At 71.6% G+C, this 14464-nt stretch carries 13 protein-coding genes; 2 read left to right on the top strand and 11 right to left on the bottom strand.

The window, feature by feature from the left end; genetic code table 11:
- Positions 1 to 200 precede the first annotated feature (200 nt).
- From L2C96_RS07495 to L2C96_RS07470, 6 genes are all read right to left on the bottom strand, one after another.
- Positions 201 to 698: a hypothetical protein gene (locus tag L2C96_RS07495; protein ID WP_020420300.1), complete on the bottom strand. Its 498-nt coding sequence runs from the start codon at positions 696 to 698 to the stop codon at positions 201 to 203.
- A gap of 180 nt (positions 699 to 878) precedes the next feature.
- Entirely contained in the window at positions 879 to 2321 is a 1443-nt protein-coding gene (locus L2C96_RS07490; protein ID WP_020420299.1) for a catalase, read from the bottom strand.
- Positions 2318 to 2767 carry a Fur family transcriptional regulator gene (locus L2C96_RS07485; protein WP_039791736.1) on the bottom strand — a complete coding sequence of 150 codons (450 nt, stop codon included), beginning with the start codon at positions 2765 to 2767 and terminating at the stop codon, positions 2318 to 2320. Before L2C96_RS07485 ends, L2C96_RS07490 begins: the two co-directional genes overlap by 4 nt.
- A 94-nt stretch (positions 2768 to 2861) precedes the next feature.
- Positions 2862 to 4172 (bottom strand): MFS transporter, encoded by a 1311-nt coding sequence (locus L2C96_RS07480; RefSeq protein ID WP_237335638.1) that lies wholly within the window; start codon positions 4170 to 4172, stop codon positions 2862 to 2864.
- A 78-nt stretch (positions 4173 to 4250) separates the two neighbouring features.
- Positions 4251 to 4850: an acyl-CoA-like ligand-binding transcription factor gene (locus tag L2C96_RS07475; RefSeq protein ID WP_020420296.1), complete on the bottom strand. Its 600-nt coding sequence runs from the start codon at positions 4848 to 4850 to the stop codon at positions 4251 to 4253.
- Positions 4831 to 6342, bottom strand: a complete 1512-nt coding sequence (locus L2C96_RS07470) for an MFS transporter (RefSeq protein WP_020420295.1) — start codon at positions 6340 to 6342, stop codon at positions 4831 to 4833. Before L2C96_RS07470 ends, L2C96_RS07475 begins: the two co-directional genes overlap by 20 nt.
- 105 nt (positions 6343 to 6447) lie before the next feature.
- Between L2C96_RS07470 and L2C96_RS07465 the strand changes: the two genes are divergently transcribed.
- Both L2C96_RS07465 and L2C96_RS07460 read left to right on the top strand, forming a co-directional pair.
- Complete coding sequence (locus L2C96_RS07465; RefSeq protein ID WP_020420294.1) at positions 6448 to 7635, top strand: MFS transporter; 1188 nt, start codon at positions 6448 to 6450, stop codon at positions 7633 to 7635.
- Positions 7636 to 7724: 89 nt separating this feature from the next.
- Complete coding sequence (locus L2C96_RS07460) at positions 7725 to 8255, top strand: P-loop nucleotide/nucleoside kinase family protein (RefSeq protein WP_235716215.1); 531 nt, start codon at positions 7725 to 7727, stop codon at positions 8253 to 8255.
- Here the strand turns inward: L2C96_RS07460 and L2C96_RS07455 are convergent.
- The 5 genes from L2C96_RS07455 to L2C96_RS07435 all read right to left on the bottom strand — a co-directional run bounded on the left by L2C96_RS07455 (position 8252) and on the right by L2C96_RS07435 (position 14406).
- A complete protein-coding gene (locus L2C96_RS07455; RefSeq protein WP_020420292.1) occupies positions 8252 to 9124 on the bottom strand; it encodes an aldo/keto reductase family oxidoreductase in 873 nt (290 codons plus the stop codon). The genes L2C96_RS07460 and L2C96_RS07455 overlap by 4 nt on opposite strands.
- Positions 9125 to 9232: 108 nt before the next feature.
- A complete protein-coding gene (locus L2C96_RS07450) occupies positions 9233 to 9586 on the bottom strand; it encodes a DUF8711 family protein (protein WP_027936204.1) in 354 nt (117 codons plus the stop codon).
- A gap of 18 nt (positions 9587 to 9604) precedes the next feature.
- The gene (locus L2C96_RS07445) at positions 9605 to 11947 is read right to left on the bottom strand and encodes an SdrD B-like domain-containing protein (RefSeq protein ID WP_235716214.1); all 2343 of its coding nucleotides are present in this window, start codon (positions 11945 to 11947) and stop codon (positions 9605 to 9607) included.
- Between the two features lie 127 nt (positions 11948 to 12074).
- Entirely contained in the window at positions 12075 to 13142 is a 1068-nt protein-coding gene (locus L2C96_RS07440) for an aspartate-semialdehyde dehydrogenase (RefSeq protein ID WP_020420289.1), read from the bottom strand.
- Between the two features lies 1 nt (position 13143).
- A complete protein-coding gene (locus L2C96_RS07435; protein WP_020420288.1) occupies positions 13144 to 14406 on the bottom strand; it encodes an aspartate kinase in 1263 nt (420 codons plus the stop codon).
- Between the last annotated feature and the right edge of the window lie 58 nt (positions 14407 to 14464).

The following is a 14464-nucleotide window of genomic DNA, read 5'->3' as shown; positions in this document are numbered from 1 at the left end:
CCCGTCGCCTTCCGGTTTGTGCATATCACCTTGAGCCAGGGCCGCAAGCTTTGTGTTTTCGGCTGCCGGACCCAGCGAGGGTTGCGGCCCTGGCTCAAGGTGATCGCGCCGGTGTCAGGCGACGGGATGACCACCCAGCTACCTTGGTTGTGGGCAAAGAAAAAGCCGGGCTCCGCGAGCGGAGCCCGGCTTTTTCTGGCTCAGGCGGCTGGCACGGTGAGCGCCGGCGGCGGGGCGCCGGTCAGCGCGTTCAGCAGTTCCGTGAGCTTCTGGATCAGCGTCTTCAGCAGGTCCGCCACGATGTCCAGGGGCGGCGGGGGGTTCTGCAGCGGCGACGCCGACGGCGTCTGCTTGACGGTGCTCGCCTGGGACGGGTCGGCGATGATCCGGCTGGCCGTCTCGGCGTCGTTCTTCGCGGACGCGGCGGTTTCCCTCGTGTCCGACTGGACGGTGTACTTCTCACCCGCGGCGAGGTCGCCGAGCAGCGGGCTCATCTGGCCGAGCGCCCGCTGGGTGCCGGGGACGTCGGCCGAGTAAGCCGAGTCGACCAGCTGGGTGCGCAGCTGCAGCAGCTGCTCGCCGGCGGCCTGGGTGCTGGACGTGCCCTTCCCGTCGGCCGCGGCGACAGCGGCTCCGGTCAGCGCCAGAACGCTGCCGGCCACCACCGCGGCGACGACCCGGGCGAACTTGCCTCTCATTCCCTACCTCCTGGTGTGGGTGACCTGACCCGGGCGTGAAGTACCAACTTCGTCGCCGGTGAATCGCCGCGCCACCCGATCCGGGAGTGATCACCACCCGTCTGTGTGGGTGACCCCCGGAGCGAAAGCGGCCCGGTGAGCCACAAAGGACTCACCGGGCCGCTGCTCCGTGGTGGGAGACTACTTGCCGAACGCCTCGGCGACCTTGTCGCCGAGGGTCTTGTCGACGTTGCGCCAGTACTCGAACACGCGCTCCAGCACCGGCTCGGACACGCCCTTCTTGGCGTGGCCGATGATGTTGCTCGCGAGGCGCTCGCGCTGCGCGTCGTCCATCACCTTCCGCACCAGGGTGCCCGCCTGGCCGAAGTCGTCGTCCTCGGCGTGCAGCCGGTAGGCGGAGCGGATGACCTCGTCGACCACCCCGTAGGACGACACCGTCTCGCCGGCGTAGGCCGCGTCGGCGTGCGGGCCGCCGAACGAGTTCGGCGCGTACACCGGGTCGCCCGGGTTCTGGTAGCGCATCGCGCCGTCCCGGGAGTAGCTGTTCACCGGCGACTTCGGTGCGTTCACCGGCAGCTGGGCGAAGTTCGCGCCGATCCGGTAGCGGTGCGCGTCCGGGTAGGCGAACAGGCGGCCCTGCAGCATCTTGTCCGGCGACGGGCCGATGCCCGGCACCATGTTGGTCGGCGCGAACGCGGCCTGCTCGATCTCCGCGAAGTAGTTCGACGGGTTGCGGTCGAGCACGTAGCGGCCGACCTTGATCAGCGGGTAATCGCCGTGCGGCCACACCTTCGTCAGGTCGAACGGGTTGAAGCGGTAGTCCGCCGCTTCCTCGTACGGCATGACCTGGACGTAGAGGGTCCAGCTCGGGTGGTCGCCCCGCTCGATCGCGGTCCACAGGTCGCGGATGTAGTAGTCGGCGTCCTCACCGGCGATGCGGTCCGCGTCGGCCTGCGTCAGGTAGCCGATGCCCTGGTCGGTCTTGAAGTGGTACTTCACCCAGAACTTCTCGCCGCCCGCGTTCTCCCACAGGTAGGTGTGCGAGCCGAACCCGTCCATCTCGCGCCAGTTCGACGGGATGCCGCGGTCGCCCATCAGCCAGGTGACCTGGTGGGCCGACTCCGGGCGCAGGGTCCAGAAGTCCCACTGGATGTTGTGGTCGCGCAGGTGGTTGTCGGCGCGGCGCTTCTGCGAGTGGATGAAGTCGGGGAACTTGATCGGGTCCCGGATGAAGAACACCGGCGTGTTGTTGCCGACGATGTCGTAGTTGCCCTGCGTGGTGTAGAACTTCACCGCGAACCCGCGCGGGTCGCGCCAGGTGTCGGGCGAGCCGTTCTCGCCGGCCACCGAGGAGAAGCGGATGAGGCTCTCGGTGCGGGTGCCCGGCTGGAAGACCGCGGCCTTGGTGAACTGGCTGACGTCCTCGGTGACCTCGAGGAAACCGAACGCACCGCCGCCCTTCGCGTGCACCACACGCTCCGGGACGCGCTCCCGGTTGAAGTGCGCGTTCTTCTCGATGAGGTAGTGGTCCTGCAGCAGGATCGGGCCGTTGGCGCCCAGGGTCAGCGAATCGTTGTCGCTGGCCACCGGGATGCCCACGTTGTTGGTGGTCGGCTTGGTCACGCCGAGCCCTCCTTCTCGTGGTGGGTGGTGGAACAGGCGGGGCACAGGCCCCAGAAGACGACCTCCGCCTCCTCGACGACGAACCCCGCGGTGTTCGAGGGTTCGAGGCACGGTGCGGCGCCGTGGACGCAGTCGACGTCCTCGGCCCGGCCGCAGACGCGGCAGACGAGGTGGTGGTGGTTGTCCCCGGTACGCGTTTCGAACCGGGCCGGGTGCCCGGCCGGCTCGACGCGCCGCACCAGATCGGCGTTCGCGCAGGCGCCCAGGACGTCGTAGACCGTCTGGGTGGACACGGATCCGAGCACGTCCCGCACGCCGGCCGCGACCTGGTCGGCGGTCGAGTGCGGGTGCCCGGCGAGCCACTCGAGGACGGCGACGCGCGGAGCGGTGATCCGCAGGCCGACGGCTTTGAGCTGGTCCCGCACGGGGCTGGTCTGGTGGGGCATCGAGGTCCACAGTGCCCGCTAATCTGGAACGAGTCAAGATAAAAACTGGAACGAATCCAGAAAACTGCCCAAGTGGGTGAGGCCGCCGCCTCGGTCACCGGGCGGCGAACTGGCGCTCGGCTTCCACGTCCTGCGCGCGGAACGGCAGGAACAGCGCGGCCAGCGCGGCACCGACCAGTGCGAGCGCAGCGGACACCCAGAGCGCGGCCGACATCCCCGAGACGAAGGCCGACCGCACCGACCCGAGCAGATCCGGTACGGACTCGGCGACGCGCGCCCCGCCGGCCGCGCTGTCCCGGACGGCCTCCGCGGACGGCTCGGGCAACCCACCGACATCCACAGACCCGCGGTAACCGGCGTTGAGGACGGTGCCCAGGATCGCCACGCCGAGGGTGCCACCGAGCTGGCGGATCACCTGCAGAACTCCGCCTCCCACGCCGCTGCGCCCCGGGTCCAGTGCTCCGAGCGCGTCGTCCAGAGCTGCGAAAACCGCGCACCCGAGTCCGACCCCCACCAGCGAAACCCACAGAGCGACGAAGCCGTAGCCGTGGCCGGATCCGGCGACCGCGCCGATGACGAGCCCTGCCGCCATCACCAGAAATCCCCCGGCACCGACGACCTTCACCCCCAGCCTGCGGTGCAGTGGATCGGCCACCTGCATGCCGACCGACATCCCCAGGACCATCGGGAGCAACTGCACTCCTGCTTCCAGCGCGCCGGCACCACGGACCGCGTCGAAGTACTGCGGCAGCAGGAACAACACACCCAACAGCACGAAGGACGTGAGCCCGCTGAGCAGGCCACCCCACCGGAACCCGGGCGTGGTGAACAGTCCGAGGTCCAGCAACGGGTATCGCACGCGCCCCTCCACGACGACGAACGCGCACAGCAACGCGACTCCGGCCAGGATCGGCCCGAGCGCGGAGATCGCGATCCACCCGCGGTCACCGGCTTCGATCAGCCCGAAAGTCAGCGCCACCACGCCCGCGCCGGACAACACGATGCCGGGGAGGTCGGCACGCCGCGCCCGGTCCACCGGCAAGGCCGGAACCAACCAGGCCAGCAACACGAACCCGACGACCACGAACGGCACGTTGAGCAGGAAGACCGAACCCCACCAGAAGCTGTCGAGCAGCCAGCCGCCGACCACCGGGCCGAGCGGCACCCCGACTGCCACCGCCACGGACCACACGGCGAGAGCACGGCCCCGGTCGGCGCCCGGGAACAAGACGTTGAGCACCGCCATCGACAACGAGACCAGGCAGGCGGCACCGAGGCCGAGAAATGCCCTGGCCACGATCAGGCTCTCGACCGAGTCCGCGAAGGCGCAGGCGACCGACGCCAGACCGAACAGCGCAAGGCCGCCGAGCAGGAACCGCTTGATGCCGAACCGGTCACCGAGCAAGCCCGCCGGAAGCAGCCCGGCCGCACCGTCATGTCCAGTCCGAAGGTGAGCAGGGCCATGCAGAGCGCCCCAAGCCACCTACAGCGGCAGCCCGTCCTCCAGCAGGGTGACCGCCTTGTCGATCACGTCCACCAGGTTCTCCGGGGCCTCGGCCGCGCTGAAGTACGCCGCGAAGACCACGCCGATCACCGCCCCGGACCAGACCCGCACGGTGAAGTCGCCGGGGTCCCGGCCTGCTCGTTCGGCCGCGGCCTCGGCCAGCATGCCCAGCCCGGCGGCGATGTGTTCGATCATCCGGTTGCGCAGTTCGGGCACGCTGAACACCAGCCGCTGCCGGGCGCGCTCCAGTTCGGACTCCTCGGCGTCCAGCCGCGCGAACACCTGGGCGCACGCGGCCCGCACCGCCTGGAGCGGGGTCAGCTCGGCCGGCTGCTCCACGAACGCCCGCATCAGCACCGGATCGAGGCGGTCGTAGAGGACCGTGTCCTCCTTGGTCGGGAAGTAGCGGAAGAAGGTGCTCTGCGACACCTCGGCCGCCGCGGCGATCTGCTCGATCGTCGTCTCCGCGTAGCCCTGCGCGGTGAACAACCGCAGCGCGTGGCTCTGGATCGCGGCCCGCGTGCGCGCCTTCTTCCGCTCCCGCAACCCGAGCGGCTGCTCATCCCGCGACGAACTCATGCCCCGATTCTGCCCCGGCCACGTCCTGCGCCTGGCGCGGCAGGAACAGCGCGGCGAGCACGGCACCCACCAGCGCGAACCCGGCGCACACCCACAGCGTCGCCGACATGCCCGCGACGAAGGACTCGCGCACCGACCCGAGCAACGCCGGCACCCGCGCGGCGACCTGCACCCCGGCCGCGGCGCTGTCGCGCACCGCCGCGGCCACGTCGTCCGGCAACCCGGCGACGTCGACCCCGCCCCGGTACCCCGCGTTCAGCACCGTGCCGAGGATCGCGACGCCCAACGTGCCACCGACCTGCCGCATCGCCTGCAGCACGCCACCCCCGACGCCGCTGCGGCCCGGGCTCAGCGCCCCCATCGCGATGTCCATCGACGGCGGCAACGCGAAGCCCAGCCCGAGGCCGACCAGTGACACCCACACCGCCGCGTAGCCGTACCCGTCGCCGGTCCCGGTGGCGGTTCCGGCCACCAGCCCGCCGGTCATCAGCACGAACCCCGTGCTCACCAGCACCCGCGCGCCCAGCCGCGGACGCAACCACTCCGCGACCCGCACCCCGACGAGCAGACCGCCGACCACCGGCAACAGCCGCAACCCGGTGCCGAGCGCGTCCGTGGCGTGCACCGCCTGGAAGTACTGCGGCAACAGGAACAACGCGCCCATCATCGCGAAGGACGCCAGCGTCGCGAGCACCGCGCCCCAGCGGAAGCCGGGCGAGGCGAACAACCCGAGGTCCAGCAACGGGTGGGCGGCCCGGGCCTGGTGGACGACGAACCCGGCCAGCAGCGCGAGCCCGCCGAGCACCGGCCCGAGCACGGTGGCCGACCCCCAGCCGCGGTCACCCGCCTCGACCAGTCCGTAGGTCAGCGCGACCAGGCTCGCGCTGGACAGGACGACACCAGGGAGGTCGAACCGCCTGCCGCGGTCGCCGGGCAGATCCGGCACCAGCCAGGCCAGCAGGACCAGGCCGGCGAGCACCGCGGGCACGTTCAGCAGGAACACCGAGCCCCACCAGAAGTTGTCCAGCAGCCACCCGCCGACCACCGGCCCGAGCGGGATGCCGACCGCCATCGCCGCGGCCCACACGGCGATCGCCCGCCCCCGGTCGGCGCCCGGGAACAGCGCGTTCAGCACCGACATCGACAGCGGCACCAGTGCCGCCGCGCCCAGGCCGAGGATTGCGCGCGCCGCGATCAGCATCCCGGCCGAACCGGCGAAGGCGCAGGCCACCGAGGCCAGGCCGAAGACCGCGAGACCACCGAGCAGGAACCGCTTCGTGCCGAACTTGTCGCCGAGCAGGCCGGCCGGGAGCAGCCCCGCGGCGAGCACCAGCGTGTACGCGTTCGAGAACCACTGCAGCTCGCTCGTCGACGCCTCCAGGTCGACGGCCAGCGTCGGCAGGGCCACCGACAGGACCGTCACATCGAGTCCGAACGCCAGCAACGCCACGGCCAGCGCACCCAGCGCCCACCACCGCTTCGACCCGTCCATCCCAGCCTCCAAACTGATAGTCACTACTTTTTGATAGTAACTGTCAGTTTTCCGGAGCGGCAAGCGGCGCGAAAAGGAGTTGCACGGCCGTGCCAAAGTGGGAGCATGTCCCTCCAGCCGTACCGCCAGGTCCTCGCCCTGCCCGGGGTCCGCATGGCGATGCTGCTGTTCTTCTTCACCCGCCTGCCGATGACCGCCACCGGGATCACGCTGACCCTGCACGTCGTCAGCGACCTCGGCCGCGGGTACGGCCAGGCGGGTCTCGTCGGGACCGCGACGATGCTGGGCAGCGCCATCGGCGCGCCGGTCGTCGGCCGGATGATCGACCGCTACGGGCTGCGCGCGGTCACCTCGGTGTGCGGCCTGACCTCCGCGGCGTTCTGGCTGGCCACCCCGCACCTGCCGTACGCGGCGCTGCTCGTGACCGCGCTGCCGGCGGGCGCGCTCGTGCTGCCTGCCAGCTCGATCGCCCGCCAGGTGCTGACCGCGCTGGTGCCGCCGGAGTCGCGGCGCTCGGCGTACTCGCTCGACTCGATCCTGCTGGAGACGAGCTTCATGGTCGGCCCGAGCGCGGGCATCGCCCTGTCGACGCAGCTGTCCTCGACCGTCGCGCTGAGCGGGATCGGCGTCTGTTTCGCGCTCGGCACCCTCGCGCTGTGCTGGTTCAACCCGCCGATCCGGCACGAGGGCGAGACGGTCACCGCCGAGCGGCCGCCGATGCGGGAGTGGCTCAGCCCGCGGCTGGTCGGCGCCCTGCTCGTCGCGTCGGGGGCGCTGTTCTGCCTGATGGGCACCGAACTGGCGACGCTCGCCGCGCTGCGGGCCACCGGCGAGGTGGGCTGGACCGGCGTGGTGATCGCCGTGATGTGCGTCGCCTCGGCGGTCGGCGGGATCGTGCACGGGGCGGTGCGGAAGTCGCTGTCGCAGGCGCGGCTGATGGTGCTGCTGACCGTGCTCGTGATCCCGGTCGGGTTGGCCACCGGGCTGCCGTGGTGGCTGCTGGCGCTGGCGCTGGTGCCGACGAACCTGGCCTGCGCGCCGACGCTCGCGTCGACCGCCGAGGAGGTCACCGGCCTCGCGCCGCCACGGGTGCGCGGCGAGGCGATGGGCCTGCTCGACGCCGCCACCCGGCTCGGCATGGCGGCGGGCAGCCCGGTGGTCGGGTTCGTGATCGACCACACCGGCCCCGGCTGGGGCTTCGCGGCGGCGGGCCTGTTCGGGCTCGGCTTCGCCGCGGTGGCCTTCGGGCTGCGCCGCCGCTCGGCCAGGGTCCCGGCTGTGGCGCCGCTGTGAATGACCGATTTGACCTGTAAGTGCGGAACGCGGGTGGCGTGATCGCGCGTTGGCCCGGTATGGACAGCACAGCCGGCGCCACCTTGCAGATGACGATCGAACCGCGCGCGCTGCTGGTCATCGCCGGGCTGCCCGGTTCGGGCAAGAGCACGCTGCTGCGCAGCACGCAGGCCAGCCGCCCGGTCGAGGTGCTCGACTCCGACCAGATGCGCGACCGGCTGGCCGCCGCGCTGCCGCCCGGCACGCCGTACCGCCGCTACCGCCCGGCGGTGCACGTCCTGCACCGGCTGCGGGTGGTGCTCGCGGCGATCCGCACGCCCGGCCCGGTCGTTGTGCACGACCCGGCCATCGGCGCGGCGACCAGGGCGTGGCTGATGCTGACCGGGCTGCTCACCGGACGGCGGCGGCACCTGCTGTGGGTGGACTGCACCCCGGCGGAGGCGCTGGCCGGGCAACGCGCGCGCGGCCGGGTGCTGCGCAAGGCGTCCTTCTGCCGTCACCTGCGCCGCCTGCCGCGGGTCCGCGCCCTGCTGTTCGAGGGGCGGCCCCGCGGCTGGAACGAGACCACGGTCGTCGACCGGGAGACGGCCGGCCGGGGGCTCCACCTCGTGGTGCGTTAGGCGATCGCGTCGAGTTCGGCGATCGCGTCCGCGGGGAGGTCCAGGGACGCGGCGGCCACGTTCTCCCGCAGGTGGGCGACCGACGACGTGCCCGGGATGAGCAGGATGTTCGGCGACCGCTGCAGCAGCCAGGCCAGCGCGACGGCCATCGGGGTCGCGCCGAGGCGGGCGGCCACCGAGTTCAGCACCTCCGACTGCAGCGGCGAGAACCCGCCGAGCGGGAAGTACGGCACGTACGCGATGCCCTGCGCGGCCAGCGACTCGACCAGCTTGTCGTCCTCGCGGTGGGCCACGTTGTAGGCGTTCTGCACGCACACGACCGGCGCGATCGACTGCGCCTCGGCGACCTGCTCGGCGTTGACCGTGCTGATGCCGAGGTGCTTGATCAGCCCCTCCTGCTGCATCTCGACCAGCGCGGTGAACGGCTCGGCGATCGAGCCGGGCACCGCGGAGTGGCCGTCGTCCCCGCCGCCGACGCGCAGGTTGACCACGTCGAGCGCGTCGACGCCGAGGTTGCGCAGGTTGTCGTGCACCTGGGCACGCAGCTGCTCCGGCGAGCGCTGGTGCACCCAGGCGCCCTGGTCGTCGCGCACCGCGCCGACCTTGGTCACCACCACGATCCCGTCGTAGGGGTGCAGCGCCTCGCGGATGATCTGGTTCGTCACGTGCGGGCCGTAGAAGTCGGCGGTGTCGATGTGGTTGACACCCAGCTCGACCGCTTCGCGCAGGACCGCGACCGCGGCGTCCCGGTCCGCGGGCGGCCCGAACACGCCAGGCCCGGCCAGCTGCATCGCGCCGTAGCCCATGCGCCCGACGGTGAGCCCGCCTGCGAGGGTGAAGGTGCCGCCGGCCAGTGTGTTCGCTGTCATGGAAATCCCTTCTCGGCTTGTTCGGGCTCCACGATCCCCCGCGCGCCGCGGAACAGGCAGAGCCCCGGCGATCCTAGGAGTCCCGGGGACAGCCGGCCTGCCGCCGCCTCACGTGCAGGCCTGGCGCAGCCGCTCCAGGTTGGCGGTGTTCGTCTGGACCCAGTCGTTCACGTCGGACAGGCCCTGCGACTTGCGCTGCTCCAGCGCGACGTAGGAGTCGGCGATCGCGAACAGGTTCTGCTGCAGCGTCTGGTCGGCCACCCGGTTGCCGAGGTTGCGCAGCTCCTCGGCCTTCTGCTGCGCCTGGGCGGACACCTCCTGCGCCGAGGCGTACGGGTTGAGGTTCGCCAGCCCGAGGGCCTGCGAGCACGCGCTCACCCGGTCCGCCGTCTCCGCGGCTTCCGCACAACCGGCCAGCACGACCGCCATCCCGACGACTCCGAGCACCCGCAGAATTCTCATAACGCCCAAACTACCGGGTCACGCTCCCGGCTCGGCGGCCTTCCACCAGCGCACCCCGACGACCGCGCCGATCGCCGCCACGACACCGAACAACACCCACCCGACGGGGAACCCGCCGCCGCTCGTGGACTCCTGCGCGGCAGGCACGACCGCCGGACTGGCGCTGACGAGGCCGATCCGCACGGACAGGTCCTCCCGCGGCTTCGGGCCGACGGTCACCGGTCCGGCGCAGCCCGGGTCGCCGCCTGCGATGTGGAAGCCGCGGAACTCCGGGGCGAGGCCGGCGAGGTCGAAGCACACCCGGTACGAGCCGTCGGGCAGGTCGTCGAGCAGGTACGAGCCGTCCGCGGCGGTGCGGGTGGTCGCCACCGGGCGCCCTCCGTCGTCGGTCAGCGTCACCGGGACCCCGGCCGCGCCGGGCTCTCCCGCGTCCTGCGTGCCGTTGCCGTTGCGGTCCACCCACAGCAGGTCGCCGAGCCGGTTGCGCGCGGGCGACAACCCGACGCCGATGGTGCTCTCGTCGCGGTGGCCGACGCCGACGGCGACCGGCGGGGCGCACCCGCTCGCCAGGTCCACATCGGAATCCTTTGTGGACTCACCGGCGCGCGGCTTCGTGAACTGGTACCCGGCCACCGGCGCGGGCAGCGCGGCGCGGTCGACGCACACCTGGTACGCGCCGTCCGGGATCCCGGTGAACCGGAACCGGCCGTCGGCGCCGGTGGTCGTCGACGCCTCCTCGCCGCCGCCGGCGCGGAGCAGCTTGACCGGCACCCCGCTCGAGCCGGACTCGGTGGCGTCGGCGATGCCGTTGCGGTTCGTGTCCGCCCACACCCGGTCGCCGATCCGGTTGGCAGGCGCGGCGAGCCCCATGTTCAGCGCGGTGTCCTCGCGCTTGCCGAGGCCGAGGGTCACCTGCGGGGTGCAGCCGGTCGCCGGGTCGGCGCCGGAGACCGGGCTCCCCTCAACCGGCGTGAAGTCGGCCGCGGCCTGCGGCAGGTTGGCCAGGTCGAAGCACACCGCGAACGAGCCGGACGGCAGGTCGTCGAAGGAGTACTTCCCGTCCTGGCCGGTGGTGGTCATGGCGACCTGGGTGCCGTCCGCGCCGCGCAGCTTCACCGGCACCCCGGCGATCCCCGGCTCCAGCGCTCCCGGCGCGCCGTCGCCGTCGACGTCCTGCCAGACCAGCGCGGCGATCCGGTTGACCGGCGGCGCCAGGCCGGCGTCCATCGTGAAGTCCTGGGTACGGCTCGGGGTCAGCTCGGTCGGCGCGGTGCAGCCGGTGGCCGGGTCGGGCGCGGAGTCCTGGCCCGGCGCGCCCGCGCGCTGCCTGGTGAGCTGGTAGTCGCCGTACTGCGGCGGGAGCTTCGCGGTGTCGAAGCAGACCTGGTAGCTGCCGTCGGGCAGGTGCGAGAACTGGTACTGGCCGTGCGGGCCGGTGCTCGTCCCGGCGACCGGGGTGCCGTCGGCCTTCTGCAGCCGCACGCCCACGTCGGCGATGCCGGGCTCGCCCTGGTCCTGCAACCCGTTCCGGTTGACGTCGGCCCACACCAGGTCGCCGATCCGGTTGAGGCCGCCGACCACGCCCGCGTCCACGGTGTGGTCGACCGAGCCGGGCGGGCCGATCGCGACCCGCACCGAACCGCTCTCGGGGTCCACATCGGAATCCAGCGACTGGTCGCCCGCGTGCGGAACGGTCCACTTCAGACCCTCGACGGGCGGGGATCCGGGCAGCGGGCCGGTGTTCACGCCGCCGAAGTCGAACCGCAGGGTGTAGCAGCTGTTGGGCTGCAGGCCCTCGGCCGGGCCGAACAGGTAGCGCCCGGCGGAGTCGGTTGTCTCCTCCGCCAGCGGCGCCCCGCCGCCGTCGCAGCCCAGCAGCTGCACCCGCACACCCGGCAGCGGCGGCTCGTCGCCGTCCTGCACGCCGTCGCCGTCGGTGTCGAACCACGTCCGGTCGCCGAGCTGGACCGGGCCGTCCATGCCGCCGACGCCCATCGTGAGCGTGACGGCCTTGCCGCCGCCCACGTCGACGAACTCGGTCAGGCTGGCGCGGCTCTGGTCCTCGGCCGCCGGCTTGACGTCCGGCATGGACGCCGGGATCGAGGCGTCCACGCGGTACTTCCCGCCGGACAGCGCGGTGGTCGTGAGCCGCGCCGTGCCGTCCGGCCCGGTGACGCCGCTGACGCTGGCGCCACTCGGGTCGGTGGCCACGACCAGGATGCCGCCGACCCCGGTCTCACCCCGGACGACCCGCACCGTGAGCGGGCCGTCGGTGTCGTCCGCGGTCGCCACGAGCAGGGGCGTGCCCATGCCGAGCACCACCGCCGCGCACACGAACGCGGCCAGGACATGCCTTGTCACCGCGAGCTCCCCGACTTCTCCCTGCCATTGACTCGGCCCACACTAGAAGCGGGCCGACGTCGGGCCAGGGAGAAGTTGCCTCACTGTCGAGTGAATTCAGCGAGGCCGGGGCAACTCTGCGTGGCCGTCAGCCGAACTCGGGAGCCAGCTGCTCGGCGATCTCGTAGGTGTTCAGCGCCGCGCCCTTGCGCAGGTTGTCCCCGCACACGAAGAAGTCGAGCGTGTTCGGGAAGTCCAGCGCCTGGCGCACCCGTCCGACGTACGTCGGGTCGCCGCCGACGACCTCGGCCGGGCTCGGAAACTCACCGTTGGCCGGGTCGTCGACCAGCACGATCGACGACTGCGCCGCGAACACCTTGTGCGCGGCCTCGACGGTGACCTCGCGCGCGAAGGTGGCGTGCACCGCGAGCGAGTGGGTGGTGACCACCGGGACGCGGACGCAGGTCGCGGACACCTTCAGGTCCGGGATGCCGAGGATCTTCCGCGACTCGTTGCGGACCTTGAGCTCCTCGGAGAACCAGCCGTCACCCTTGTAGGAACCGGCGGCCGGAACCACGTTCAACGCAAGCGGGGTGCCCGCGAACGGGCTGTCCGACAGCGGCAGGCCGGCCGACTCCAGCGCGGCCCGCACGTCGCCCGCCTTCGCGCCGAGGTCCTTTCCGGACACCGCGGCCAGCTCGGCCTGCAGCCGGTCGATGCCGGGCTGGCCGGCGCCGGACGCCGCCTGGTAGGAGGCGACCACCAGCTCGGTGAGGCCGAACTCGCGGTGCAGCGCGCCCAGCGCCGCCATCATCGACAGCGTCGTGCAGTTCGGGTTGGCGATGATGCCGCGCGGCCGCTCCCGCACCTTGTCGGAGTTGACCTCGGGCACCACGAGCGGCACCTCGTCGTCCATCCGGAACGCGCCGGAGTTGTCGACCGCGATCGCGCCGCGCTCGGCCGCGATCGGGGCCCACTCGGCGGACACCTCGTCCGGCACGTCGAACATGGCGACGTCGACGCCGTCGAAGGCCTCCGGGGACAGCGCGATCACGGTCAGTTCCTCGCCGCGCACGGTGATCTTCTTGCCGGCCGACCGCGGCGAGGCGATCAGCCGGATCTCACCCCACGGCACGCTCTCGCGCCCGTTGATGATGTCGATCATGACGGTGCCCACCGCGCCGGTCGCACCGACCAGAGCCAACGTCGGAGCCATTTCAGCGACCACTCCCCGCGTACACGACGGCTTCCTCGTCGCCGCCAAGTTCGAATGCCTCGTGGATCGCGCGCACCGCGTCGTCCAGCTGCGCGTCGCGGATCAGGACCGAGATCCGGATCTCCGAGGTGTTGATGATCTCGATGTTGACGCCGACCTTGGCCAGCGCCTCACAGAAGGTCGCGGTGACGCCGGGGTGCGAGCGCATGCCCGCGCCCACCAGCGAAACCTTGCCGACCTGGTCGTCGTAGAGCACGGAGTCGAACTCCAGCTCGCCCTTCAGCTTCTCCAGCTCCGCAACGGCCTTCGGACCGTTCGCCTTCGACAGCGTGAAGGTGATGTCGGTGCGGCCCGCGGTGTTGGAGACGTTCTGCAGCACCATGTCGATGTCGATCTCGGCGTCGGCGATGACCCGGAAGATCCGCCCCGCGGCGCCGGCGTGGTCCGGCACCCCGGTGACGGTGACCTTGGCCTCCGACCGGTCGTGCGCCACACCGGTGATCAACGCTTGTTCCACGGGGATCTCCTCAATCGAACCGGCCACGGTGGTGCCCGGCTTGTCGCTGTAGGACGAACGGACCCGGATCGGCACGCCGTAGCGGCGGGCGTACTCGACCGAGCGCAGGTGCAGGATCTTCGAACCGCTCGCGGCGAGTTCGAGCATCTCCTCGTACGGGATGGTGTCGAGTTTGCGCGCGTTGGGCACGATCCGCGGGTCGGCGGTGTACACGCCGTCCACATCGGAGTAGATCTCGCACGCGTCCGCGTTGAGCGCCGCGGCCAGCGCCACCGCGGTGGTGTCCGAACCGCCGCGGCCGAGAGTGGTGATGTCCTTGGTGTCCTGCGCGACGCCCTGGAACCCGGCGACCAGCGCGATGTAACCCTGGTCGAGGGCCTCGGTGACCCGGCTCGGTGTCACGTCGATGATGCGCGCGTTGCCGTGCACGCCCGTCGTGACCACACCCGCCTGGGATCCGGTGAACGACCACGCTTCGAAACCGTGTGCCGAAATCGCCATCGCGACAAGCGCGTTGGAAATGCGCTCCCCAGCGGTGAGCAGCATGTCCATCTCTCGTTCGGGCGGCACCGGGTTGACCTGCTGGGCCAGGTCGAGCAATTCGTCGGTGGTGTCACCCATGGCGGAGCAGACGACGACCACGTCGTTGCCCGCCTTCTTGGTGGCCACGATCCGTTCGGCCACGCGCTTGATGCGATCAGCGCTCTCCAGCGACGAACCGCCGTACTTCTGGACTACGAGCGCCACTTGTCTGCCGACCTCCTATTTCGCACCTTTCGGAGCAGCCTACCGGGGGTTACGGCCC

This window comes from Amycolatopsis tucumanensis (assembly GCF_021654135.1).
Lineage (GTDB): Bacteria > Actinomycetota > Actinomycetes > Mycobacteriales > Pseudonocardiaceae > Amycolatopsis_E > Amycolatopsis_E tucumanensis.
This window is presented reverse-complemented; position numbering and strand designations above follow the sequence as displayed.

Coding starts and splice junctions, on each gene's coding strand:
- L2C96_RS07470 (WP_020420295.1), bottom strand. CDS start 6,342: ATGGACGGGTCGAAGCGGTGGTGGGCGCTGGGTGCGCTGGCCGTGGCG.
- L2C96_RS07455 (WP_020420292.1), bottom strand. CDS start 9,124: ATGACAGCGAACACACTGGCCGGCGGCACCTTCACCCTCGCAGGCGGG.
- L2C96_RS07485 (WP_039791736.1), bottom strand. CDS start 2,767: ATGCCCCACCAGACCAGCCCCGTGCGGGACCAGCTCAAAGCCGTCGGC.
- L2C96_RS07465 (WP_020420294.1), top strand. CDS start 6,448: ATGTCCCTCCAGCCGTACCGCCAGGTCCTCGCCCTGCCCGGGGTCCGC.
- L2C96_RS07460 (WP_235716215.1), top strand. CDS start 7,725: ATGACGATCGAACCGCGCGCGCTGCTGGTCATCGCCGGGCTGCCCGGT.
- L2C96_RS07440 (WP_020420289.1), bottom strand. CDS start 13,142: ATGGCTCCGACGTTGGCTCTGGTCGGTGCGACCGGCGCGGTGGGCACC.
- L2C96_RS07450 (WP_027936204.1), bottom strand. CDS start 9,586: ATGAGAATTCTGCGGGTGCTCGGAGTCGTCGGGATGGCGGTCGTGCTG.
- L2C96_RS07475 (WP_020420296.1), bottom strand. CDS start 4,850: ATGAGTTCGTCGCGGGATGAGCAGCCGCTCGGGTTGCGGGAGCGGAAG.
- L2C96_RS07495 (WP_020420300.1), bottom strand. CDS start 698: ATGAGAGGCAAGTTCGCCCGGGTCGTCGCCGCGGTGGTGGCCGGCAGC.